21 protein-coding genes are annotated in these 24,176 nt (G+C 69.6%); 6 read left to right on the forward strand and 15 right to left on the reverse strand.

Annotated elements, in window-relative coordinates:
- Nucleotides 1–5 precede the first annotated feature (5 nt).
- Both ACLHIH_RS08025 and ACLHIH_RS08030 read right to left on the reverse strand, forming a co-directional pair.
- Complete coding sequence (locus tag ACLHIH_RS08025; protein WP_411316194.1) at nucleotides 6–710, reverse strand: response regulator; 705 nt, start codon at nucleotides 708–710, stop codon at nucleotides 6–8.
- A gap of 100 nt (nucleotides 711–810) precedes the next feature.
- Nucleotides 811–2,133 carry a class I SAM-dependent RNA methyltransferase gene (locus tag ACLHIH_RS08030; protein WP_411316195.1) on the reverse strand — a complete coding sequence of 441 codons (1,323 nt, stop codon included), beginning with the start codon at nucleotides 2,131–2,133 and terminating at the stop codon, nucleotides 811–813.
- Nucleotides 2,134–2,154: 21 nt separating this feature from the next.
- Here ACLHIH_RS08030 and ACLHIH_RS08035 point away from each other — a divergent pair, with 21 nt between their 5' ends.
- Both ACLHIH_RS08035 and ACLHIH_RS08040 read left to right on the forward strand, forming a co-directional pair.
- Complete coding sequence (locus ACLHIH_RS08035) at nucleotides 2,155–2,808, forward strand: Maf family protein (RefSeq protein WP_411316196.1); 654 nt, start codon at nucleotides 2,155–2,157, stop codon at nucleotides 2,806–2,808.
- A 117-nt stretch (nucleotides 2,809–2,925) separates the two neighbouring features.
- Nucleotides 2,926–4,683: an acetyl/propionyl/methylcrotonyl-CoA carboxylase subunit alpha gene (locus ACLHIH_RS08040; RefSeq protein WP_411316197.1), complete on the forward strand. Its 1,758-nt coding sequence runs from the start codon at nucleotides 2,926–2,928 to the stop codon at nucleotides 4,681–4,683.
- A gap of 568 nt (nucleotides 4,684–5,251) precedes the next feature.
- Here ACLHIH_RS08040 and ACLHIH_RS08045 read toward each other — a convergent pair.
- Nucleotides 5,252–6,295, reverse strand: coding sequence for a hypothetical protein (locus ACLHIH_RS08045; protein WP_411316198.1), 1,044 nt, complete (start codon nucleotides 6,293–6,295; stop codon nucleotides 5,252–5,254).
- A 398-nt stretch (nucleotides 6,296–6,693) separates the two neighbouring features.
- Complete coding sequence (locus ACLHIH_RS08050; RefSeq protein WP_411316199.1) at nucleotides 6,694–8,130, reverse strand: NAD(P)H-quinone dehydrogenase; 1,437 nt, start codon at nucleotides 8,128–8,130, stop codon at nucleotides 6,694–6,696.
- 147 nt (nucleotides 8,131–8,277) lie between these two features.
- Between ACLHIH_RS08050 and ACLHIH_RS08055 the strand changes: the two genes are divergently transcribed.
- Together ACLHIH_RS08055 and ACLHIH_RS08060 are read left to right on the forward strand one after the other, a co-directional pair.
- Nucleotides 8,278–9,111 (forward strand): purine-nucleoside phosphorylase, encoded by an 834-nt coding sequence (locus ACLHIH_RS08055; RefSeq protein WP_411316200.1) that lies wholly within the window; start codon nucleotides 8,278–8,280, stop codon nucleotides 9,109–9,111.
- The gene (locus ACLHIH_RS08060) at nucleotides 9,108–10,835 is read left to right on the forward strand and encodes a phospho-sugar mutase (protein ID WP_411316201.1); all 1,728 of its coding nucleotides are present in this window, start codon (nucleotides 9,108–9,110) and stop codon (nucleotides 10,833–10,835) included. The genes ACLHIH_RS08055 and ACLHIH_RS08060 overlap by 4 nt, the downstream gene beginning before the upstream one ends.
- A 17-nt stretch (nucleotides 10,836–10,852) precedes the next feature.
- Here ACLHIH_RS08060 and ACLHIH_RS08065 read toward each other — a convergent pair whose 3' ends face one another.
- The 11 genes from ACLHIH_RS08065 to ACLHIH_RS08115 all read right to left on the reverse strand — a co-directional run bounded on the left by ACLHIH_RS08065 (nucleotide 10,853) and on the right by ACLHIH_RS08115 (nucleotide 22,253).
- Nucleotides 10,853–11,125: a PTS sugar transporter subunit IIB gene (locus ACLHIH_RS08065; protein WP_411316202.1), complete on the reverse strand. Its 273-nt coding sequence runs from the start codon at nucleotides 11,123–11,125 to the stop codon at nucleotides 10,853–10,855.
- Entirely contained in the window at nucleotides 11,122–11,568 is a 447-nt protein-coding gene (locus ACLHIH_RS08070) for a PTS sugar transporter subunit IIA (RefSeq protein WP_411316203.1), read from the reverse strand. The genes ACLHIH_RS08065 and ACLHIH_RS08070 overlap by 4 nt, the downstream gene beginning before the upstream one ends.
- On the reverse strand, nucleotides 11,569–12,687 hold the full coding sequence (locus ACLHIH_RS08075; protein ID WP_411316204.1) for an adenosine deaminase: 1,119 nt from the start codon (nucleotides 12,685–12,687) through the stop codon (nucleotides 11,569–11,571).
- A gap of 50 nt (nucleotides 12,688–12,737) precedes the next feature.
- The gene (locus ACLHIH_RS08080) at nucleotides 12,738–14,051 is read right to left on the reverse strand and encodes a thymidine phosphorylase (RefSeq protein ID WP_411316205.1); all 1,314 of its coding nucleotides are present in this window, start codon (nucleotides 14,049–14,051) and stop codon (nucleotides 12,738–12,740) included.
- Nucleotides 14,048–14,452: a cytidine deaminase gene (locus ACLHIH_RS08085; protein WP_411316206.1), complete on the reverse strand. Its 405-nt coding sequence runs from the start codon at nucleotides 14,450–14,452 to the stop codon at nucleotides 14,048–14,050. Before ACLHIH_RS08085 ends, ACLHIH_RS08080 begins: the two co-directional genes overlap by 4 nt.
- The gene (locus ACLHIH_RS08090) at nucleotides 14,449–15,747 is read right to left on the reverse strand and encodes an ABC transporter permease (RefSeq protein ID WP_411316207.1); all 1,299 of its coding nucleotides are present in this window, start codon (nucleotides 15,745–15,747) and stop codon (nucleotides 14,449–14,451) included. Before ACLHIH_RS08090 ends, ACLHIH_RS08085 begins: the two co-directional genes overlap by 4 nt.
- Nucleotides 15,744–17,066: an ABC transporter permease gene (locus ACLHIH_RS08095; protein WP_411316208.1), complete on the reverse strand. Its 1,323-nt coding sequence runs from the start codon at nucleotides 17,064–17,066 to the stop codon at nucleotides 15,744–15,746. Before ACLHIH_RS08095 ends, ACLHIH_RS08090 begins: the two co-directional genes overlap by 4 nt.
- Entirely contained in the window at nucleotides 17,063–18,580 is a 1,518-nt protein-coding gene (locus tag ACLHIH_RS08100) for an ABC transporter ATP-binding protein (protein ID WP_411316209.1), read from the reverse strand. The genes ACLHIH_RS08095 and ACLHIH_RS08100 overlap by 4 nt, the downstream gene beginning before the upstream one ends.
- A gap of 106 nt (nucleotides 18,581–18,686) precedes the next feature.
- A complete protein-coding gene (locus ACLHIH_RS08105) occupies nucleotides 18,687–19,781 on the reverse strand; it encodes a BMP family lipoprotein (protein WP_411316210.1) in 1,095 nt (364 codons plus the stop codon).
- Nucleotides 19,782–19,957: 176 nt separating this feature from the next.
- Complete coding sequence (locus tag ACLHIH_RS08110) at nucleotides 19,958–21,022, reverse strand: BMP family lipoprotein (protein ID WP_411316211.1); 1,065 nt, start codon at nucleotides 21,020–21,022, stop codon at nucleotides 19,958–19,960.
- Nucleotides 21,023–21,131: 109 nt separating this feature from the next.
- Entirely contained in the window at nucleotides 21,132–22,253 is a 1,122-nt protein-coding gene (locus ACLHIH_RS08115; RefSeq protein WP_411316212.1) for a mannose-1-phosphate guanylyltransferase, read from the reverse strand.
- 174 nt (nucleotides 22,254–22,427) lie between these two features.
- Between ACLHIH_RS08115 and ACLHIH_RS08120 the strand changes: the two genes are divergently transcribed.
- Both ACLHIH_RS08120 and sdhC read left to right on the forward strand, forming a co-directional pair.
- The gene (locus ACLHIH_RS08120; RefSeq protein WP_411316213.1) at nucleotides 22,428–23,567 is read left to right on the forward strand and encodes a glycosyltransferase family 4 protein; all 1,140 of its coding nucleotides are present in this window, start codon (nucleotides 22,428–22,430) and stop codon (nucleotides 23,565–23,567) included.
- Between the two features lie 214 nt (nucleotides 23,568–23,781).
- On the forward strand, nucleotides 23,782–24,174 hold the full coding sequence (gene sdhC, locus ACLHIH_RS08125; protein ID WP_411316339.1) for a succinate dehydrogenase, cytochrome b556 subunit: 393 nt from the start codon (nucleotides 23,782–23,784) through the stop codon (nucleotides 24,172–24,174).
- Nucleotides 24,175–24,176: the final 2 nt, after the last annotated feature.

Below are 24,176 nucleotides of genomic sequence, written 5' to 3' on the forward strand. Positions count from 1 at the left end.
ACTGCCTACCGGCCATCACCGTTATCCGCGTCCATGCCGGGCAGGATGCCGTCTTCGACGGCGCGACGCAGAAGGTCGACCTTCGTCGGGGCGGGACGACCCACCTCGACGTACTTGACCCTGATGCGGTCGAGATACTCGCGAGCCGTCGAGTAGCCGATGCCGAGTTGCTGCGCGGCGAGCTTGAGGGGGAAGCCCGAGGCGTAGAGGTGCAGGATCTCGCGCTCGCGGCGACCGAGCTGCGCCTTCGCGAAATCACTGTCGGCGTCGATCGCCGTCGCCCACTCGAGGTTGTTGAGCACCTCGCCACGGGCGACCGTCGCGACGGCCGAGATGACCGTGCTCGTCGCCGACGACTTGGGGATGACTCCCGCGGCGCCGGCCGCGAGGGCCTCGCGCACCGAGGCGACGCGATCGGCGATGCTGTGCACGAGAACCGCGGCTCCCACGGCCTGCACGCGCTTGACGTTGTCGGTCACCGTCGACCCGTCGCCGAGCGACAGGTCCAGCACGACGACGTCGCACTCCTTGTCACCGAGCTCGGCGACGAACTCGTCGACGGAGGCCGCCGCGACGACGAACGTGAACCCGGCATCGATGCACGCCGCTTTGACGCCGAGCCGCACCGATTCGTGGTCGTCGACGACCGACACGCGAACACCCGCGGGGGTGGCCGAACGGGGGTCCGAGTCTGTCGTTGTCGTCACCATGGGAATCCCGTCTCGAGCCGGTCGCTGAACTCGCGAGCGCAGCCCCATCTTAAGGCCGCGCGAGACGGCGAGCGCGACTCATCCCGCGCAGAGGGTCATGTCACTCGCGGCGGAGGGTCGCGACGGCCTCGACGTGGTGGGTGGACGGGAACAGGTCGAAGGCTCGAAGGGCCGTGAGGCTGTATCCGCGCTCCGCGAAGAGCGCGACATCGCGAGCGAGCGCGACAGGGTCGCACGCGACATAGACGATGTTCTGCGGCCCCAGAGCCGCGAGATCGGAGACGACGCCCTTACCCGCACCCGATCGCGGAGGGTCGAGCACGACGGTCGCGCGGGTCAGTCGCGCGCGCTCGGCCGCACCCGCCGTCGCGGTGAGGGATCGGAGATAGGCGTCGACCCTCGCGGTGACCGCCGCCGCGCCGACCCAGTCGGAGAGGTTGTGCGCGGCGTGATCGGTCGCCCGCTCGTCGCTCTCGACCGACGTCACCCGCACAGAGCGGCCGAAACGGTCACCGAGAGCGGCCGCGAGCAGACCGACTCCCCCGTAGAGATCGAGGTTCGACGCCGTCGGGTCGAAGTCGGCCTCGTCGACGGAGGACTGGACGGCGCTCGTGAGGGTCGCCGCCGCGTGGCGGTGCACCTGCCAGAAGCCGTCGGCGTCGAGCCGGAACTCGCGGTCGCCCACGCGCTCGACGATGCGATTGGCTCGCGGTTTCTTCTGACGCTTCGCGCCCGCGGCACCGCGCCCCCCTGCCGGTGCGGACTGACCGGCGATCACGAACGGATTACCGGTCGAAGGCACGACGATGTCGACGAAGTCGGCGCCCGAGAAGCTCTCGTCGAGCGGAGCGATCGATCGCACCTCGTCGACGGCGAGCGGAAGAGACTCGACGGGGATGACGCGGTGGGAACGCGCGGCGTAGGGCCCGGCACGACCGTCGTCCCCGACGTGCAGCCGCACGCGCGTGCGCCACCCGGTGCCGTCGACATCGGGAGCCGACGCAGAAGCGGGCGAGGCGTCTGCGGGCACGGACCCGGCGGGCAACGCCTCGACGACGACATCCGACACGACTCCCGCCATGCGCTCGAGCGACTCGGTGAGCACGCGCCTCTTGAGCTCGCGCTGGAAGGCGAGGTCGATGTGACCGAACTCGGCACCGCCCGCGCGGTCGGCCGGGGGCCGATCGACGGCCGCCTCGGCCCAGACGTGCGGTCGGCGGTGCTCCGAGGCCTCGACGACCTCCACGACATCGGCGCGCCAGAACGACTTCTTCGAATCGTCGGTGATCTCCACGACGACACGCTCGCCGGGGATCGCGTCGCTCACGAAGACGACTCGCCCCTCGTGTCGCGCGACCATGACACCGCCGTGGGCGACGCCGGTAATCTCGACCTCGACCCTCGTACCCTGCATTTCACCCATCCCCCGAGCATAGGAGCCGCGTTGCGCCTGTACCTCGCATCGACCTCGCCCGCCCGACTCGCGACACTCCGAGCGGCGGGCATCGAACCCGTCGTCGTGCCCTCGGAAGTGGACGAGGATGCCGCCGTCGACGCCCATACGGCCGCGAACGGCGCGCCGACAGCCCACGACATGGTCGCGCTGCTCGCTCGCGCGAAAGCCGAGGCCGTCGCGGGCACGAGCGTGCTCGGAGAGCCCATCGACGGGTTCGTGCTCGGAGGCGACTCCGCGTTCGAACTCGACGGCGTGACCTATGGCAAACCGCACCGCCCCGAGGTCGCGCGCGAACGCTGGCATCTGCAGCGCGGTCGCACCGGGCATCTGCACTCCGGCCACTGGCTCATCGACCACCGCGGCGGGCGGGTCGGCCGCGGCAGCGGGATCGTGACGACGACCGAGGTGACCTTCGCCGACGACATCTCCGACGCCGACATCGACGCCTACATCGCGACGGGCGAACCCCTCTTCGTCGCGGGGGCATTCACGATCGACAGCCTCGGCGCGCCCTTCATCACGCGCATCGACGGCGATCCCCACGCGGTCGTCGGGCTGTCACTCGCGGCCGTCCGCGGGCTGCTGCTCGAGTTCGACGTCGCCTGGCCGACACTGTGGAACCGCGGCGGCGCCGCATCGTGACTGCCCCCGGTGCCGCGGGTGTCGCCGCAGTGTTGTAGGTCGTGGCAGGGACGCATCCCGCATCTTTGTCTGTGTCCGCCAAAACGGCGGCGCCGGGCGGCAATAGGGTAGAGGACTATGCCCCGCATAACGAAGGTCTTGATCGCCAATCGTGGAGAGATCGCCGTTCGCGTGGTGAGGGCCGCTCGAGACAGCAAGATCGCGTCGGTCGCCGTCTACGCCGACCAGGATCGGGATGCGCGGCACGTCAAGCTCGCCGACGAGGCTTACGCCCTCGACGGCTCCACCTCGGCCGAGACCTACCTCGTGATCGACAAGATCCTGTCGATCGCACGTCGCTCGGGAGCCGACGCCGTGCACCCCGGATACGGGTTCCTCGCCGAGAACGCCGACTTCGCTCGCGCCGTCATCGACGCGGGCCTCATCTGGATCGGGCCGTCGCCCGACGCCATCGAGAAGCTCGGAGACAAGGTCTCCGCACGGCACATCGCCGAGAAGGTCGGCGCACCGCTCGCGCCCGGCACGCTCAACCCCGTCTCCGGTGCGGAGGAAGTGCTCGACTTCGTCGATCTGCACGGTCTCCCCGTAGCCATCAAGGCGGCGTTCGGCGGTGGCGGTCGCGGCCTCAAAGTCGCCCGCACGCGCGAGGAGGTGCCCGAACTCTTCGACTCGGCCACCCGCGAGGCCGTCGCGGCGTTCGGGCGCGGGGAGTGTTTCGTCGAAAAGTACCTCGACGAGCCGCGCCACGTCGAGACCCAGTGTCTCGCCGACGCCCACGGAGACGTCGTCGTCGTCTCCACGCGCGACTGCTCGCTGCAGCGGCGCCACCAGAAGCTCGTCGAGGAGGCGCCCGCGCCGTTCCTCACCGACGAGCAGAACGCGCTGCTCTACACGGCGTCGAAAGCGATTCTCAAAGAGGTCGGATACCTCGGCGCGGGAACGTGCGAGTTCCTCGTCGCGAAAGACGGCACGATCTCGTTCCTCGAGGTCAACACGAGGCTGCAGGTCGAGCACCCCGTCTCCGAGGAGGTCACGGGCATCGACCTCGTGCGCGAGCAGTTCCGACTCGCCGAGGGCGAACCGATCGGCTACGGCGATCCCGTCGCGCAGGGGCACTCGATCGAGTTCCGTATCAACGGCGAAGACCCCGGCCTCAACTTCATGCCCTCCCCCGGCCCCGTGAACGTCTTGCGATTCCCCGGGGGCCCCGGCGTGCGCGTCGACAGCGGAGTGACGACGGGAGACGTCATCACGGGAGCGTTCGACTCCCTCCTCGCGAAGCTCATCGTCACGGGGTCGTCGCGCGCCGACGCCATCGAGCGGTCGAGACGCGCCCTCGACGAGTTCGAGGTCGCCGGACTCCCCACGGTTCTGCCCTTCCATCGCGCGATCGTGCGCGACCCCGCGTTCACCAGTGCCCCGTTCAGCGTCTACACGCGCTGGATCGAGACCGAGTTCGCGGGGGAGATCGAACCGTGGAGCGGCTCCCTCGCCGACCAGACTCCCGCGGCGGAGCGCACGACCGTCGTCGTCGAGGTCGATGGGAAGCGCATCGAGGTGGGGATCCCCCGTCGGCTCGGGTCGGCATCGTCGAGCCCCGCCGCGCTCCTGCCCGCTCCGAGGCGGCACAGCGCCGCAGGGGTGTCGGCGAGCGCATCCGGTGATGCGGTCACGTCTCCCATGCAAGCGACGATCGTCAAGATCGCGGTCTCCGAAGGCGATCGTGTCGTCAAGGGCGACCTCGTTCTCGTGCTCGAGGCCATGAAGATGGAGCAACCCATCACAGCCCACAAAGACGGTGTCGTCGGGCCGATCGACGCCGCGGTCGGCGCGACGGTGCCCTCCGGGCACGTGCTCCTCGCGATCACCGACTGAGGCTCGCGGCGCGCGTGGCGGCGGGCGCTGCGCCGGGCTCCGCGACATCCGCCGTCCTCATTGGCATCCGCCACCCATAATCCGCGCGCAGATGCCGAAACGGTGCGCGGATGCCGCGGCGCAAGTGTGCGGCCGCGCCGCGGCGCCGTCGCCGTGCCGTGCCGCGGGGCCGTCGCCGCGCCGTGCCGTGCGTGCCTCGCCACCGTGCCGTGCCGTGCCGTGCCGTGCCTCGCCACCGTGCCGTCGAGCCGCCATTGCGCCCCCGCGTCCCCGTGCCCCGGTGCCCCCGCCGCCACCCGCCGCCCGGATTCGCATCCGCCGCGCACATTCGCGCGGCGAGTGCCGAAACGGTGTGCGGATGCTGCGGCGCAAGTCCGCCGCAGGGCCGTCGCCGCGCCGCATCCCGGCCCCCGCCGCATCCCGGCCCCCGGCGCATCCCGCCCGGCGCATCCCGCCCGCCACCGCATCCCGGCCCGCCACCGCCCGCCCGCCGCCCGAACCGGCAGCCGCCGCGCATATTCGCGCAGCGAGCGCCGAAACGGTGCGCGGATGCCGCAGCGCACGCGCCCTACCGCACCCCGCGAGCGTGGGGAGCCCGCGGCACACCCGCGGCGGCGAGCACCCGCTCCAGCTCGCTGAGCGACCGCGCGGTGTCCCAACCCCACCGCACCACGCGCGGACCGAGGGCGCGGATGCGGTCCTCCCGCCGTTTCTCAGCCATGAGGGCGTCGGCTGTCGAGTGCGCCCCGAGCATGTCGGATCGCAGATATTTGCCGACACCGTCGAACTCGCCGACGATGCCGGCCTCGCCGCCGTGGGCGCTCGGCCACCAGAAGTCGGCGAACATCGACCCGGCACGATCGCGGAACTCGCGCTGCAATTCGGGTGGCGCGAAGCCGAGGAGGCTCATGGTCACCCGACTGAGCGACTCGCCCGCCGAGTCCGAGCGCGGATCAGCGAACGCGAGAACGCGTCGCGCGCGGGCCGACCCCTTCGGCGACGGGTGGGCCTCCGCCTCGGCGCGCAGGGTTGCGGAGAAATCGCTCGACTCGACGGTGCCGATGGCGAGGGCGCGATCGGTCATCGCCACGGCCCTCGCGAACGGGGCGGTCCGTGCGATGTCGACGGCGGTGCGGGCGAGTGTCGTCGCTCGCAGCCCGTCGATCAGGACGGTGTCGTCGGGCACACCGTCGGGATGCACGGTGAGCGCGCGCCGGGACCGGCCGCCGGGGGCGGGCTCTCGCACGACCTCGGGCAACCGAGGCCACGCACCGAGCACGGGGAGTCGCCACAGCGCCGCGGCGGAGTGGTGCGAGAACAGGAGTTCGCGATGGGGAACCGATCGCGCGCAGGCCCGGACGGTCGCGAGATAGCGCTCGTCGGCAGACATCCCCCGCCAGATCGTCTCGGCGACGAACACCCCGCGCGCGAGCCTGAGGAAACGGCCCGCTCGAACCGCCCGGTACAGCCCGTCGAGGCCACCGGTCTGCGCGAGGTGGGAGGCGAGGACGAGGTCGTCGACGGAGGCGGGAGTCTGCTCACCGGTCGGCACCGGTCCAGTCGGCCACACGGCCGCGGTCGACGGCGGCGGACGCGCGATGTCCGTCGGCACGCTCGATTCCGCGGCCCTGGGGAGGACGGACCCACCGCGCCCACTCGGGCCGCGCTCCGCGCCGCGCTCCGCACCGTGCTCTGCGCCGTGCTCTGCGCCGCGCCGGGCCGCGCTCCGCGCCGGACCGGGCTGTGCAGTCTCGGCCGATCACGGGCGTCCTGGGCGCGGAGCTGGGCGCATGCGCACACCAGCTACCCGCCACCGGAATCGGCATCCGCCGTGCAAATCTGCGGCGCGGATGCCGAAAGCGGCGGCGGATGCTGCGGAATGATCCTGCGCGCCGAGCACCCCCGCCACGCGCCCCGGCCGAGCACGCCCGGCCGAGCACCCGGACCGCGCGACCCCGCCGCGCGACCCCGCTACTCGACCCCGCTACTCGACCCCGCTACGCGACCCCGCTACGCGACGATGTGCATCGCGCGCGCGGCATCCGTGATGCTGCCCGAGAGCGACGGGTACACCGCGAACGCGCGACCGACCTGGTCGACCGTGAGGCGGTGCTCGATGGCCAGTGCGATGGGGAGGATGAGCTCCGACGCGTTGGGGGCGACGATGACACCCCCGATGACGGTGCCCGATCCGGTGCGCGCGAAGAGCTTGACGAACCCCTCCTTGATGCCCTGCATCTTGGCTCGGGGGTTGGAGGCGAGCGGGAGTTTGTAAATGTCGCCCTGGGCGACGCCCTCCTCGATCTGCTTCTGGGTCCATCCGACGGTCGCGATCTCGGGCTGCGTGAAGATGTTGGAGGTCACGTTGCGCAGTTCGGTCGGGTTCACGGCGTCGCCGAGCGCGTGGAACACGGCCGTGCGACCCTGCATCGCCGCGACGGAGGCGAGGGGGAGGAAGTCCGAGCAGTCGCCGGCCGCGTAGACCGAGGGCACGGATGTGCGCGCGACCCTGTTGACGCGGATGTGGCCGCTCTCGGTGAGCTGGATCCCCGCGTCTTCGAGTCCGATGCCCGCGGTGTTGGGGATGGATCCGACGGCGAGGAGCGCGTGGCTCCCCTCGATGATGCGCCCGTCGGAGAGGGTCGCGACGACCCCGTCGCCCACGCGCTCGATCGATTCGGCCCGGGACTTCGAGAGCACGGTCATGCCGTTGCGGGTGAAGACGTCTTCGATCACGCGCGCCGCGTCGGCGTCTTCTCCCGGAAGCACCTGGTCGCGACTCGAGATGAGGGTCACTTTCGAGCCGAGCGCCGTGTAGGCCGAAGCGAATTCGGCTCCCGTGACGCCCGAGCCGACGACGATGAGGTGCTCGGGCACGCTCTCGAGCGAGTAGAGCTGGGTCCACGTGAAGATGCGTTCGCCGTCGGGCTTCGCCGAGGGAAGGATGCGGGGGCTCGCCCCGACCGAGACGATGAGGGTGTCGGCGTCGATCTCGTCGAAGTCGGTCGCGCCTTTGCCCCGCCCGGTCGACACGATGAGTCGCTGTGGGCCGTCGAGGCGACCGGCGCCCTGCACGATGCGCACTCCCGCCTTGATGAGCTGCGACTTCATGTCTTCCGACTGCTGCCGCGCGAGTCGAAGGAGCCGCGCGTTGACGGCCGAGAGGTTGACGGCGATGTCGGGCCGCACGGGGCGACCGGTGTCGCCGCGAGAGTAGAACTGCACGCCGAGGTCGGTCGCGTTGCCGATCGACTTGGAGGCCTCGGCCGTCGCGATGAGGGTCTTCGACGGCACGACGTCGGTGAGCACCGCCGAGCCTCCGACGCCGACCCGCTCGACGAGGGTCACGTCGGCCCCGAGTTGGGCGCCCGCGAGGGCCGCCTCGTATCCGCCTGGCCCTCCCCCGAGGATCGCGATGCGTTGCTTGCGCTCGAACTCATAGGCCATTACTCCATTGTCTCCCCTCGGTCGCGTGCGACCCAAATGGGCGGATGCCGCGCGGCCGGCCGCGCGCCGGGCCGCGACGGGAAGCGCGGCGCGATGAGCAGCGCGATGAGCGGCCCGAGTCGCCGCCCGAACAATAGGGTGGAGGGCATGTCTCCGACCTCAGCACACCCCCTCGACGACCCCGCAGCCGACCCGTTCGAGGTCGCCGCCGCCGCCGCATCCGACATCGCGAGGCTCACGGGGGTCGAGCGTCACGACATCGCTCTCACTCTCGGGTCGGGCTGGGCGAAGGCCGCCGACCTCATCGGCGAGACCGTCGCGACCATTCCGGCGACGGATGTCACGGGCTTCAGTAAGCCGGCCCTCGAGGGGCACGTGGGTTCCCTGAGGTCCGTCGCACTCCCGAGCGGCAAGCACGCCCTCGTCATCGGTGCCCGCACCCACTACTACGAGGGTCACGGCGTGCGGCGCGTCGTGCACAGCGTGCGCACGGCCGCCGCGACGGGCGCGAGCATCATGATCCTCACGAACGGCGCGGGGGGCATCAAGCCCACGTGGACCCCCGGAACCCCCGTGCTCATCAGCGACCACCTCAACCTCACGGCCGATTCGCCTCTCGAGGGCGCGACTTTCGTCGACCTCACCGACCTCTATTCGGCGAGGCTGCGCGCGATCGCGAAGACCGTCGACGCCACCCTCGACGAGGGCGTCTACACGCAGTTCCGCGGTCCGCACTACGAGACGCCCGCCGAGGTGCAGATGGCGAAGACCATCGGCGGCCACATCGTCGGCATGTCGACGGCTCTCGAGGCGATTGCGGCCCGCCAGGCCGGCATGGAGATCCTCGGGATGTCGCTCATCACGAACCTCGCGGCGGGGATCCAGCAGTCGCCGCTGAGTCACGCCGAGGTTCTCGAGGCCGGCCGCGAAGCGGAACCGCGCATCAGCGCCCTGCTCGCGAACATCGTGGGTGCGCTGTGAGCGTCGACACCGTCGACGGTCTGCTCGACGCCGCGCGCGCGTGGCTCGCGCAAGACCCCGACGAGGTCACGCGGGCCGAGCTCGAGTCGCTCATCGGGGCGGTGGAGTCCGGGCGGGGAGCCGAGTCGGTGAACGCGGCTGGCCACACCCCCACTCCCGACGACGCCCTCGGCGCCCTCCAGGACCGCTTCTCCTCGCGTCTCGCTTTCGGCACCGCGGGGTTGCGGGGCGCCCTCGGGGCAGGACCGAACCGGATGAATCGGGTGCTCGTCTCCCAGGCTGCAGCGGGGTTCGCGGCGTTCCTGCTCGAACGCTCGACGGCTCCGAGCATCGTCGTCGGCTATGACGGGCGCATCAATTCGCGCCAGTTCGCGATCGACACGGTCGAGATCATGGCGGGAGCGGGCGTGCGCGCACTCCTCCTCCCCCGCATGCTCCCGACCCCGGTGCTCGCCTTCGCCGTGCGCCACTTCGGCGTGAGCGCCGGGGTCATGGTCACCGCGAGCCACAATCCCGCCGCCGACAACGGTTACAAGGTCTATCTGGGCGGCGACGACGCAGGGTCGCAGATCGTCGCGCCCGTCGATGCCGCGATCGCCGAGCACATCCTGAGCGTCGCCTCGAGCGTCGACATCGCCTCGCTCGCGAGGTCATCGGACTTCGAGACCGTCGACGACGCCGTCGTCGTCGAATACGTCGGGCGCACGGCAGAGCTCGCGGCGCGAACCTCCGATTCCCCCGCCCCGGTCTCCTTCGCCTACACCGCGATGCACGGGGTCGGATGGGAGACGTCGAAGCGCGTGTTCGCCGAGGCCGGTCTCGGTGAGCCGCGATCGGTTCTCGCCCAGCAGGAGCCCGACGCCGCGTTCCCCACGGTCGCGTTCCCCAACCCCGAGGAGCCCGGCGCGCTCGATCTCGCCTTCGCCGAGGCGACCCGGGCGCGAGTCCAGCTCGTCGTCGCGCACGACCCCGACGCCGACAGGCTCGCGGTCGCGATCCCCGCCGAGGATGGCGGCTGGCGCAGGCTCTCGGGCAACGAGGTCGGCTCGCTGCTCGGCTGGCGAGCCGCAGAGCGCGCCGCCGCCTCGGGGGTGTCCGGTGCGCTCGCGTGCTCTCTCGTGAGCTCTCCCGCGCTCGGAGCGATCGCGCGCGCGCACGGCCTGGACTCCGTCGAGACCCTCACCGGGTTCAAATGGATCTCCCGCACCCCCGACCTCGTCTTCGGCTACGAGGAGGCACTCGGCTATCTCGTCGACCCCGGCAAGGTCCGCGACAAGGACGGCATCTCCGCCGCGGTCGACCTGCTCGCCCTCGCGAACGAGCTCGCCGCCGACGGCCGCACGATCGCCGACAGAATCGTCGAACTCGCCGAGCGTTTCGGAGGCTACGCGTCGTCGCAGATCTCGGTGCGCGTCACCGATCTCGCCGACATCTCCCGCATCATGACGCGCGTGCGCACGGTGCCGCCGCGCGAGATCGCGGGCCACCTCGTCGACCGAGTGGATGATTTCGCCGACGGTTTCGAGGCGTACCCGCCGAGCGACATTCTGCGCTTCTGGCTCGTCGACGGGTCGCGGGTCATCGTGCGTCCGAGCGGCACGGAGCCCAAGGTCAAGGTCTACATCGACGCCGCGAGCACGGCCGGCTCGGGGGCCGAGCGCCTGCAGGCAGCCCAGGTCACGGTCGACCAGTTGGATGCGGGCGTGCGCGAGATTCTCGCCTGAACCGTCGGGCTGCTGTGTCAGCCGAGTGACTTCTCGAGCTTCTCGGCGAGCTCCTGCTGGTCGAAGTAGTTGTCGATGACGACGACGTCGGCGAAGGTCTTGCCGATCGCCTCGACGAACTCGATCGACGTGAGGATCACTTGCGCGTCGGCCGCGACGACCTTGACCGAGGCGATGTCGGCGGCCGTGACATCCGCCTCGATTCCGAGTCTCTGCAAGACCCTCTCGGCGTTGATCTTGAGGATTCCGGAGCTTCCGATGCCCGCACCGCAGATGGCGACGATCTTCACGAGTTCTTCTCCATGATGGCGATCACGGCGTCCGCATCGGGTGCCGCGGCGATCGCCGGGATGGCGCTCGCATCGTTGAACACGTTCGCGAGTTCGGCGATCGACTCGAGGTGCCCCTCGATCGAGGTGATCGCGAGGGCGAGCACGACGCTCACGGGGTCGTTGTGCGGGTGGCCGAACGGAACCGGGGTCGCGAGGGTCACGACCGAGAGCCCGTCGGCGAGCACCTCGGGTCCGGGCCGGGCGTGGGCGAGAGCGAGCCCCGGGGCGATGACGACGTAGGGGCCGTGCTCCTCGATCATCCGGATCATCTCGTCGGAGTACCCGGGCTTCGCCGCCCCGATGTCGACGAGGGCGGCGCCGGCGAGGCGCACGGCGGCACGCCAGTCGTCTGCGTGAGCTCCGACGACGACAGCGGGCTCGGTGAGGGTCGGTAGCGCCATCTAGGCCTGCTCGAATCCCGCGTCGATGAGGTCGGCGAGCTCTTCGCGTTCCTCGTGCGGCAGGAAGGCGGCCGCGGCGGCGTTGAGTTGGAAGACCTCGAGGTCGTCGAGGTCGTAGTCGAAGGTCTCGCTCAGGAGGGCGAGCTCCTTGCTCAGGCTCGTGTTGCTCATGAGGCGGTTGTCGGTGTTGACCGTCACGTGGAACCCGAGCTGGTAGAGCAGGTCGAACGGGTGGTCGATGAGGTCGTCGCCGAACGCCGCGATCGCGCCCGTCTGCAGGTTCGACTGCGGGCTGAGCTCGAGGGGGATCTGGCGGTCTTTGACCCACTGCGCCACGGCACCGAGCGTGACGTAGGCGTTCTCGGCGTCTTCGCGATCGACCTCGATGTCTTCGGCGATGCGCACACCGTGGCCGAGTCGCAGCGCGCGACCGTCGAAGAGGGCACTGCGGATACTGTCGACCCCGTCGGCTTCGCCCGCGTGCACGGTCGTCGGAAAGAGGTGGAGGGCGAGGTAGTCGAACGCGTCGCGCATGTTGCTCGCGGGGAACCCGGCCTCGGCTCCGGCGATGTCGAAGCCCACGACTCCGGCGTCGCGGTGGCGCACGGCGAGCTGCGCGATCTCGAGTCCCCGGTCGGCATGCCGCATCGCGGAGACGAGCTGGCCGATACGGATGCGGTGGCCGGTGTGGAGCGCGGCGTCGATCCCGTGGGTGATGCCCTCCTGCACGGCCTCGACGGCCTCGTCGAGGCTCAGCCCGCGCGTGAGGTGCTGCTCGGGCGCCCAGCGCACCTCGCCGTAGATCACACCGTCTGCCGCGAGGTCCTGCACGAACTCGCTCGCGACCCTGACGAGTCCCTCGCGGGTCTGCATGACCGCGGTCGTGACGTCGAAGGTCTTGAGATAGTCGACGAGCGACCCCGAGTCGGCGTTGTCGGCGAACCAGGCGCCGAGTTTCGCGGCATCCATCTCGGGGAGCGCGATGTCGGTGGCGTCGGCGAGTTCGATGATCGTCTGAGGCCGCAGGCCCCCGTCGAGGTGATCGTGGAGCGAGATCTTGGGCAGAGCGCTGATGTTGGCGCCGCCCCGGAGGCGGTAATCCTCGGCGGGAGTGTTCATGGGTCAAATCTACCCGGTGCCACCTCGCGCGTGCGGCGGGAGTCGCGAGGTCACTGCCCGATCCTCTCGACGATGAGGGGGCCGCGCGCCACACTCTCCGACGCGTCGCCGATGCGCCAAGCCCCGTCGAGCGCCTCGAGCGCCCGCGCGAACCGCGCCGGCTCATCGGCGCTGAGGGTGAAAAGCGGTTGCCCCTCGATCACGGTGTCTCCGGGCTTCGCGTGCAGGTCGATGCCCGCAGCGTGCTGCACGGGATCCTGTTTGCGCGCGCGGCCCGCCCCGAGCCTCCACGCGGCGATGCCGAAGGGCAGCGCCTGCTGCTCCACGAGCACTCCCGCGCGCTCGGCGCGCACGACGTGGGTCTCGCGCGCGACCGGGAGGGCCGCCACGGGGTCGCCACCCTGCGCGCGGATCATCGAGCGCCAGACATCCATCGCGCGGCCGTCGGCGAGGGCGGCCTCGACGTCGGCATCAGGTTGGCCCGCGAGCCTGAGCATCTCGCGCGCGAGGCCCACCGTGAGTTCGACGACATCCGCGGGGCCACCGCCCGCGAGGACCTCGACCGACTCGCGCACCTCGTTGGCATTGCCGATCGCGAGGCCGAGGGGAACGTTCATGTCGGTGAGCAGAGCGGATGTCGCGACTCCGGCGTCTTCGCCGAGAGCGACCATCGTGCGCGCGAGTTCCCGCGACTGCTCGATGTCGGTCAGGAACGCTCCCGAGCCGAACTTGACGTCGAGCACGAGGGCCGATGTGCCCTCGGCGATCTTCTTGCTCATGATCGACGACGCGATGAGCGGGATCGATTCGACCGTTCCCGTGATGTCGCGGAGGGCGTAGAGCTTGCCGTCGGCGGGTGCGAGCCCCGACCCCGCGGCGCACACGACGGCCCCGACCTCGTCGAGGATCTCGGTCATGCGCTCGGTGCTCACGCTCGCCTGCCACCCGGGGATGCTCTCGAGCTTGTCGAGGGTTCCTCCGGTGTGGCCGAGGCCGCGCCCCGAGAGCTGCGGCACGGCGACGCCGAACGCGGCCACGAGCGGCGCGAGCGGGAGGGTGATCTTGTCTCCGACTCCCCCGGTCGAGTGCTTGTCGACGGTGCGCTTCGTGAGACCGTCGAAGCTCATGCGCTCCCCGCTCGCGATCATCGCGAGAGTGAGGTCGCGGATCTCGGGGCGTTCCATGCCGTTGAGGAAGATCGCCATGGCCATCGCGGCCATCTGCTCGTCGCCGACGAAGCCGCGCGTGTAGGCGTCGATGAGCCAGTCGATCTGGAGGGTCGAGAGCGTGCGTCCGTCGCGCTTGGAGCGGATGAGGTCGACGACGTCGAATGCCTCGGGTGCGGTCGTGGTCGGTGCGGTCATGATCGGTACTCCTCGAGAGTGCGTGGACCGAAGGCGTCGGGGATGACCTCGTCGATCGTCTTGACGCCCGACACCGTCTCGAGGAGCATGCCGGGAGCCGAGTGCTCGAAGAGCAATTGGCGACAGCGCCCGCACGGCATGAGCGTCGCGCCGTTGCCGTCGACACACGTGAAGGCCACGAGACGCCCGCCCCCGGTCATGTGGAGGGTCGAGACGAGAGCGCACTCGGCGCACAGGGTGAGTCCGTACGACGCGTTCTCGACGTTGCACCCCGCGATGACGCGACCGTCGTCGACGAGCGCGGCGACGCCCACGGGGAACTTCGAATACGGAACGTACGCGTGGGTCATCGCCTCGAGTGCGGTCGACCGCAGGGCGTTCCAGTCGATGGTGTCGCTCACGATTTTATGTACGGCTTGCCCGCTGCCGCAGGGCCGCGCACCTTGCCGGCGAACCCGGCCACGGCGAGGATCGTCACGAGGTACGGGAGCATGAGCAGGAACTCGCTCGGCACCGGGGAGCCGATGATGTTGAGCACGCCCTGGAGGCTGCTTGCGAACCCGAAGAGCAGGGCGGCGAGGGTCGCCCTGATGGGGTCCCACCGCCCGAAGATCACGGCCGCGAGGGCGATGAAGCCCGCTCCCGCCGTCATCTCCTTGCCGAAGGCCCCGACCGAGCCGAGCGTGAAGAACGCTCCGCCGAGCCCCGCGATCGCTCCCGCGATCGACACGTTCCAGAACCGCGTCGCGGCGACCTTGATACCCACGGTGTCGGCCGCTTGCGGGTGCTCGCCGACGGCGCGCAAGCGCAACCCCCATCGGGTGTGGAAGAGCGCGATGTAGACGGCGATGACGGCGATGTACATGAGGTAGACGATGAAGGTCTGTCTGAAGAGCACGTAGCCGATGATCGGGATGTCGCTCAACACCGGGATCGTGATGTTCGCGAAGCGCGGGGGCGAGTTGAGCGCCGCCGAGTTGGGGCTCAAGAGCACGCTGAAGAGGAACCCCGTGAGGCCCGAGACGAGCACATTGAGCACGACTCCGACGATCACCTGGTCGACGAGGTACTTGATCGAGAACGCCGCGAGCACGAACGAGACGAGCACTCCCGCGACCATCGCGGCGATGAGGCCGACGAAGGGGTTGCCCGTGATCGACGCGACGAGTGCCGAGCAGAACGCCCCCGCGAGCAATTGGCCCTCGATCGCGACGTTGACGACGCCGACGCGCTCGGAGATGACTCCCCCGAGCGCTCCGAAGATGAGCGGAACGGAGAGCGCGAGCGCACCCGCGAGCAGACCGGGCACGGGGAGGTTGGCGTCGGCCGAGGCCCACACGAGAAACCCGAGCAGGAGCAGGAACGCGAAGACGGCGCTGAGCCACAGCGGCACCCTCGCGCCGGAGCGCGCCCGCAGGAAGGCGACGACGGCGATGACCACGAGGAGCACGGCGATGACGTACCCGGTCGCGAGCGTCGGAAGGCCGAGCGGCGTGAGCTGGATGGCGTCGGATCGCGTCGAGAGCGCGAGGGTCGACACCCCCTCGCGGCCGAACGGCCCGAACAGCAGGATGCCGACGACCGCGAACGCCGCGAGCACGATGGGCGTGCGGTAGCTGCGTCGGGCGGCACCGGGCTTCGCGTGCGCGTCCGCGGGGGAGGGAGCCGACCCCGTGCTGAGCTTCGTGTCGGTCACGAGGTGACCCCTTCCTTGCGCGAGCGGGCGGGGCGGGCGCCGGGGGCCGGCAGGCGGAAGATCGCCCGCACGAGCGGCGGCGCCGCGATGAAGAGGACGATGAGCGATTGCACGACGACGACGATGTCGATGGGGACACCCTCGGCAGCCTGCATCGAGAAGCCTCCCGCCTTGAACGCCCCGAAGAGCACTCCGGCGAGGAACACTCCGAACGGGCGGGATCGGCCGAGCAGGGCGACCGTGATGGCGTCGAAGCCGATGCCCGCGTCGATCCCGGCGCCGAAGCCGCTCGTCGTCGTGCCGAGCACCTGGTTCACGCCCGCGAGACCGAGGAGTCCGCCGGAGATGAGCATCGCGACGATGTAGACCCTCTTGACGTCGATGCCCGCGACCCGAGCGGCCGCGGGATTCTCACCGACCGCGCGGAAGCGGAACCCGAGACTCGACCTGTCGATGAGCCACCACGCGAACACCGTGGCGGCGATGACGATGAGGAACCCGAAGTGGAGGTTGTATCCGGGCCCGAGGAGGTCGGGGAAGACGGCCGTCGGGAGGCTCGCGGGACTCTGCGGGTTGTTCGACCCGGGGGTGCCGAGCACGGGCGTGCGCAGCAGGTAGCTGATGAGGTAGAACGCCACGTAGTTGAGCATGATCGTCACGATGACCTCGTGGGCTCCCGTGCGCGCCTTGAGCACACCGACGATTCCTCCCCACGCGGCTCCGGCGGCGATACCGAACACGAGCGCCACGACGAGGTGGATTCCCGCGGGCAGTTCCCAACTGAACGCGACCCATCCGCCGGCACCCGCGGCGACGAGCATCTGCCCGCGACCACCGATGTTGAAGAGACCGACGCGGAACGCGAGGGCGACTCCGAGACCTCCCGCGATGAGGGGGGTCGCGTAGGTGAGCGTGTCGGTGAGGGGTCGGATGCCCGCCGCGAAACCCTCGCGACGGAAGTTGTAGACCGACCCTTGGAAGAGGGCCGAGTACGCCCCGCCGACGGCCTCGCCGATCGCGCGCAGCATGTCGGACGGCCGCGAGAAGAAGTACCCCGCGGCCTCCTGCACCTCGTCGTTCGTCGACGCGATGAGCACGGCTCCCACGACGAGGGCGAGGATGATGCTCAGGATCGACATGAGCACGTTGCCCGACGCGATCTCGCGCAGTGCTCTCGACCAGCGATCGCCGTCGTCTCCGGAGGGGGCACGCTGCTCGGGGGCGACCTCCGCCGCCGTCGGAGCGGTGGCCTCGGGGCCGTGGGCCGCTCCGTCACCCGGTGGGGTGGGGGTCACTCGCGGAAGTTGGTTGTCGCTCACGCGGCGGCGTCCTTTCCCGGGGTCTCCCCGGCCATCATGAGTCCGAGGATGTCGCGAGAGGTGGTGCCCGGCACGATTCCGACGATGCGACCGCGGTACATCACGGCGATCCGGTCGGCGAGCGCGACGACTTCGTCGAGCTCGGTCGACACGACGATCACGGGAACCCCCGAGTCGCGCGTCGCGATGATCTGCTCGTGCACGAACTCGATCGACCCGACGTCGAGTCCGCGGGTGGGCTGCGCCGCCACGAAGAGGCGCAGCGTGCGGCTCAGCTCGCGCGCGAGCACGACCTTCTGCTGGTTTCCGCCCGAGAGTCGACCGACGTGGGTGTCGACGCTCTGCGTGCGGATGTCGAACTCGGTGACCTTCTGGTTGGCGAACTCGGAGAGGTAACCGAGTCGCAGGCTCCCCGCCTTGACGAAGGGCTCGGAGTCGGAGCGGTTGAGCATGAGGTTCTCGGCGATCGTGAACTCGCCGACGAGGCCGTCTTCTTTGCGGTCTTCGGGAACGAATCCGACGCCAGCGCCGAGGACCTTGCGCACCGAGAGGCCGCTGATCGAGGAGCCGTCGAGCGTGATCGTCCCGGTCACGCGATCCTGGAGCCCGAGAAGCGCTTCGGTCAGCTCGGTCTGCCCGTTGCCCTGCACTCCCGCGATCGCGAGCACTTCGCCCGCACGGACGGTGAAGCTCACGTCGTCGACGACGACCTGATCGCGCGCGTCGACGACGCTCAGATTCTCGACGATGAGGGCTTCGGCGCCGAGCTTCGCCTCGTGCTTGCTCACGGTGAGCTCGACGGCGCGACCGACCATGAGCGACGCGAGTTCGACGTTCGACGCCGACGGCTGCGCTTCGCCCACGACGCTCCCGAGGCGGATGACGGTGATGCGGTCCGCGACTTCGCGCACCTCGCGCAGCTTGTGCGTGATGAAGACGATCGAGGTTCCCGACTCCTTGAGCTGGCGCATGATCGCCATGAGCTCGTCGGTCTCTTGCGGGGTGAGCACGGCTGTCGGCTCGTCGAACACGAGCACGCGGGCATCCCGCGAGAGCGCCTTGATGATCTCGACCCGCTGTTGCACTCCCACCGGCAGGTCGCCGACGAGGGCGTCGGGGTCGAGGTCGAAGCCGAATCTCGCGGAGATCTCGCGCACCTTCGCCCGAGCGGCGCCGATGTCGAGGCGCCCGCCGAAACCGGTCTCCTCGTGGCCGAGCATGACGTTCTCCGCCACGGTGAAGACCGGGATGAGCATGAAGTGCTGGTGGACCATGCCGATGCCCGCGGCCATCGCGTCACCGGGGCCCGAAAAGGCCTGAACGGTGCCGTCGAGGAGGATCTCGCCCTCGTCGGCCTGATAGAGGCCGTAGAGCACGTTCATGAGGGTGGACTTGCCCGCCCCGTTCTCGCCGAGGAGGCAGTGGATCTCCCCCGCCTCGACGGTGAGGTCGATGTGGTCGTTCGCGACCAGGGCACCGAATCTCTTCGTGATGCCGCGCAGCTCGAGCTTCATGCGAACCAATCTATAAGGTCTGGGTCCCGCCTCTCGGCGAGAGGCCCGATACGCACGGCGGGGAGGCCGGCAACCGCCGGCCTCCCCGTGTGGGCACTGCGTGGTGTTACGGAGTCGAAACCGACTCGACGACGATGTCTCCGCTGATGATCTGCTCGCGGATCTCGTCGATCTCGGTGAGGAGCTCCTCGTCGACGGTCGACTCGAAGTCGTGGAGGGGGGCGATGTCGACCCCTCCGTTCTCGAGCGTTCCGACGTACGGGGCGGCGTCGAAGTCACCCTCGGCTGCGCCGACGGCGACCTCTTCGACGGCGTCGGTCATCTGCTTGAGGATCGACGTGAGGTAGAGGTCGGAGAAGTCGGGCGCGGTGAGGAACAGGTCGCTGTCGACTCCGATGAGCGCGGCGCTGTCGTCGCGGTCGCGGATCGCTTCACCTGCGGAGATGAAGATCGGGCCACCGACGGGGAGCAGAACGTCGGCACCCTGGTCGAGGAGTCCCTCGGCCGTGGTCTTCGCGGTCTGGTTCGCCTCGAACCCACCGGTGAAGAGGCCGTCCTGCGCCTCTTTGTCCCAGCCGAGCACGGTGACGTCGGCCGACTTCTCTTCGTTGTAGTACGCGACGCCGTCGACGAAGCCGTCCATGAAGATCGTGACCGACGGGAACTGGAGTCCGCCGAAGGTTCCGACGGTTCCGGTCTCGGAGGTGCCGGCCGCGAGGTACCCCGCGAGGAAGGCGGCCTCGGCCGTGTTGTAGAGGATCGGCTTGACGTTGTCGAGTTCGAGCGGCGCGCCGTCGTCGGTCGAGAGACCGGAGTCGATGAGGGCGAAGTTCACGTCTTCGTTGGCCTCGGCGGCGTCGCGCGTGGCGTTCGCGAGAGCGAAGCCGACCGTGAGGATGAAGTCGCAACCCTGGTCGACCATTCCTGAGACGTTGCCGGCGTACTGGTCCTCCGCCGTCGACTCCGCCTCGTTGAACTCGACACCGAGGTCGTCAGCTGCGGCTTCGATGCCGGCGTAGCTGCTCTCGTTGAACGACTGGTCGTCGAATCCACCGAAGTCGGAGACGATGCACGGGGTGTAGTCGATCGACTCGCCGCTGCCGCCCTCGTCCTCGGGCGGAGCCGCACATCCTGCGAGGAGCGCGCCGATTCCGACGAGAGCAAGACCGCTGTAGACGGTCCTCCGTGTGGTGTTTCTCAAGGTGTCCTCCAAGATGCCGCCCGAACTCGGTCGTCGGGCCGATTATTGCGACCACGTTACTCAGTGCGACGACGGCCGAGCACCAGTTGGCGGGCCTGACGCCGAATGGTTACAAATCCGCGACCGCCCCGAAACGAGCGCGCAATGAAGCGGAACCGCGACGCCCCGCGGCGAGGTCAGGGCGTGCTGGGCGACGTGACCTCGAGGGAGCCCTCGACGATCTCGGCCTCGAGAGCGTCGAGCTGCTCGGCGAGCTCGGCGGAGACGAGGGACTCGAGCTCGTGGAACGGCGCGAGTGCGACGCCGCCGTTCTCGAGGGTGCCCACGAAGGCGTCGTTGTCGAAGGTGCCGTCGATGCTCTGCCCCACGATCTCGACGACCGCGTCACCGGTGTTCTTGAGGACCGAGGTGAGCACGATGCCCCGGTACTCCTCCGGGAGGGTCTCGTATCCGTCGTTGTCGACCCAGATGATCGACACGTCGTCGGCCTCGACCGCGGCGGCGGCGGCCCCCTGGCCCACTTGACCGGCGACGGGCAGGATGACGTCGGCTCCCTGGTCGATGAAGGCTTGAGCGGTCTGACGCCCCTTGTTGATGTCTTCGAAGTCCCCCGTGAAGACGCCGTCCTGATCGACCTTGTCCCAACCGAGCACCTCGACGCTCGAGTCGGTGTCGGCGTTGTACCGCGCGACTCCGTCGACGAACCCGTCCATGAAGAGGGTCACGGGCGGCTGGTTGCCGCCGCCGAAGGTCGCGACGACCCCGGTCTCGGAGACCCCCGCGGCGAGGTATCCGGCGAGGAAGGCCGCTTGAGCCGTGTCGTAGACGATCGGCTTGATGTTGGCGCCATCGACGAGCTCGTCGACGATCGCGAAGTCCACGTCGGGGTTGAGCTCGCCCTGCTCCGCCGTTGCGGGGGCGAGTTCGTAGCCGACCGTCAAGACGAAGTCGCACCCCGTCGCGACCGCTTGCTCGACGTTGGGCGCGAGGTCGGTCTCGGTCTCGGAGACGAGCACCTGGGCGGCGATGTCGAGGTCGCCCTCGGCCTGCTGGAGCCCCTCCCAGCTCGACTGGTTGAACGAGCGGTCTTCGAGTCCGCCCGAGTTGGTGACCATGACGGCGCAGAACGAGCCCTCGCTCTCCTCGCTGTCCGGCGGGGTCGCGCAGCCGGAGACGACGAGGGTCGCGAGCAGGATGGCGCCGAGGGTGGTCGTGGTGCGGGCGGTGCGGAATCGGGACATGTCTCGAACGGTAGCCAGGAGCCCGTCTCCCCCGCCGGGCCAGACGGGCAGCCCGGAGCCTTCGTTACTCCTTCGTTACCGGTCCCGCTCCGGGTGCCGGCCGGGTGCCTCAGAGAACGTCGTCGCGCCCCGAGAGCTTGAGAGCGTCGACGACGGCCTTGACGCGTTGAGCGTTGGCACTCGTCGTCACGAGGAGGGCGTCCTCCGTGTCGACGACGACGATGTCCGTCACTCCGATGAGGGAGATGAGCCTGCCCGTCTGGCTCACGACGACCCCGCTCGAGGAGTCGGCGAGCACGCGCGCGTTCTCACCGAGGATCGCGAGATCCGACTTGCGGCCGTGCGCGTGGAGCTTCGCGATCGCGGCGAAGTCACCGACGTCGTCCCAGTCGAAGTCTCCCGGGATGACGGCGAGGCGTCCCGCGGCCGCGGCGGGTTCGGCGACGGTGTAGTCGATCGCGATCTTCTCGAGGGTCGGCCACACGCGATCGACGACCGCGCCGCGCTCGGGGGTGTCCCACACGCGCGCGAGCTCGAGGATGCCCGCGAGGAGCTCGGGGCGGGATTCGCCGAGCTGCTCGAGGAGCATCGAGGCCTTCGCGATGAACATCCCGCCGTTCCAGAGGTATTTGCCGTCGGCGAGGTAGGCCGCCGCCGTCTCGGCGTCGGGCTTCTCGACGAACCGGTCCGCGCGCACCGCCGACGGGGCGCGGTCGATCGCGAGCGGCTCCGCGCAGTGCACGTAGCCGAACCCGATGGCCGGCTCGGTCGGGGTGATCCCGATGGTCGCGATGAAACCGTCTTCCGCGGCGGCGACGGCCTCGAGAACGGCGCGACGGAAACCGCGGCGGTCGCCGATGACGTGGTCGGCCGCGAACGACCCGACGATGACTCCGGGCTCACGGTGCTCGAGGATGGCGGCGGCGAGGCCGATCGCCGCGGAGGAGTCCTTGGGCTCGCTCTCGAGCACGACGTTCGCGTCGGCGAGTGCGGGCAGTTGCGCTTCGACGGCCGCGCGGTGCGCGCGCCCCGTGACGACCATGATGCGGTCGGGACCCGAGATGGGAGCGAGACGGTCCCACGTCGCGCGCAAGAGAGTGCTGCCGGATCCCGTGAGGTCGTGCAGGAACTTCGGCGCGTCGGCGCGCGAGAGCGGCCACAGGCGTGAACCGATGCCCCCCGCGGGGATGATGCTGTAGAACTTCTCGAGCCCGTCGCGCTGTCGATTCATGTCGCCACCCTACTGAGCGGACAGAACCGCCCGGACAGCACCGGGCGGACGACACCGGGCGGACACCGCGCACCCCAAGCCGTCATCCGCCATTCACTCGGCAGACACGCGGATATCTCCGGCGCGCCGATCCGCCTCCGTAGCGTGACACTCGTCCACTCGATCGGAGTCGCCATGCGTGTCGCAGTCGTCAGCGAGAGTTTCCTCCCCACCGTCAACGGAGTGACCACGAGCGTGATGAAGGTGCTCGACCACCTTCGGGCTCGCGGCCACGAGGCCATCGTCATCACCCCCTCGGCGGGGTCGCCGAGCAGCTACGCCGGATTCACCGTGCGCCAGGTGCCCGCGTTCGCCTACCGCCAGTTTCCGGTCGGACTCCCGAGCCCGCTCGTGCAGCGCATCATCGCCGACTTCGCACCCGACGTCGTGCACGTCGCCTCCCCCTTCATGCTCGGCGCCACGGCCCTCACCGCCGCGAAGCGCCTGCGCATCCCGAGCGTCGCGATCTTCCAGACCGACGTCGCCGGATATGCCAGGCGCAACAACCTCGCCGCCGCGACCGGGTTCGCCTGGCGCCTCATCAAGTGGATCCACGACGGCGCCGACGTCACCCTCGCCCCGTCGACCGCGTCGATAGCCGACCTCACTCGCGCGGGGGTGTCCCGAGTCGAACGCTGGGCGCGCGGAGTCGACCTGCAGCGCTACCACCCGCGCAACCGTTCATCCGACGCGGTCACCGCGCTCCGACGCGAGGTCGCGCCCCGCGGCGAGACGATCGTCGGATACGTGGGCAGGGTCGCACCCGAGAAGCAGATCGAGCGGTTGCGCGCGCTGCGCGGTGTCGCGAACATCCGCATCGTGATCGTCGGAGACGGCCCCGGGATGCCCTCGGTGAAGCGCGCACTTCACGGGATGCCGGTGACCTACCTCGGTGCTCTCGCGGGCGAACAGCTCGCGTCGGCCTACGCGTCGTTCGACCTCTTCGTGCACACGGGCACCGAGGAGACCTTCGGTCAGACGCTCCAGGAGGCCCACGCGACGGGGTTGCCCGTCGTGGCTCCGCGAGCCGGAGGCCCGGTCGACCTTGTGACGCCCGGCCTCGACGGCTACCTCTTCGACCCCGCAGACGACCGCACCCTGCGCGACGCCGTAGAGAGGCTGAGTCTCGACCCCGCGCTGCGCGCGCGACTGGGCGAGGCGGGTCGCCGCCGCGTGCTCTCCCGATCATGGGACGCCGTGTGCGACGAGCTCCTCGGGCACTACCGCACCGCGCGGACAGCGCGCGACAGGAAGGTTCTCGCGCGCGCGATCTGACCCGGCGACCTTGCTGGGAAGTGTCTCGACGTAGAGCGATTTAGGCTGCCCTGAGAAGCGGGGCCAGCGGGTGCCGAATAGACTGAAAGTCGTTCAGTCGACGAACGAATGCTCGCCCCGGCGTCGGGGCCACAATCATCCGCAGGGAGGGTTACTCGTGTCTGAGAAATCCGCGGGAACTCTGGCCGAACGCGGTCCTGAGAAAAAGTATCCGCTGCCCAAGATCACCGCACCGAAGATCCCTCGAGGAACCCTCTACCGGGGCAACACGGGAATGTGGTCGTGGGTGCTGCACCGCATCACGGGTGTGGCGATCTACTTCTTCCTCCTCGTGCACGTGCTCGACACCGCGCTCGTGCGGGTGAGCCCCGAGGCCTACAACGTCGTGATCGAGAGCTACAAGACCCCGATCATGGGGCTCGGTGAGCTCGGACTCGTTGCCGCGATCGGGTTCCACGCCCTCAACGGTCTGCGCATCATCCTCATCGACTTCTGGTCGGTCGGCCCGAAGTACCACCGCCTCATGTTCGTCGTGGTCCTCGTGATGTGGGCCGTGCTCATGATCGGTTTCGCCCCCCGCCACCTCATGCACGTCTTCGGAGGCTGACG

It is taken from the genome of Marisediminicola sp. LYQ134 (assembly GCF_046599635.1).
Classification (GTDB): Bacteria; Actinomycetota; Actinomycetes; order Actinomycetales; family Microbacteriaceae; genus Marisediminicola.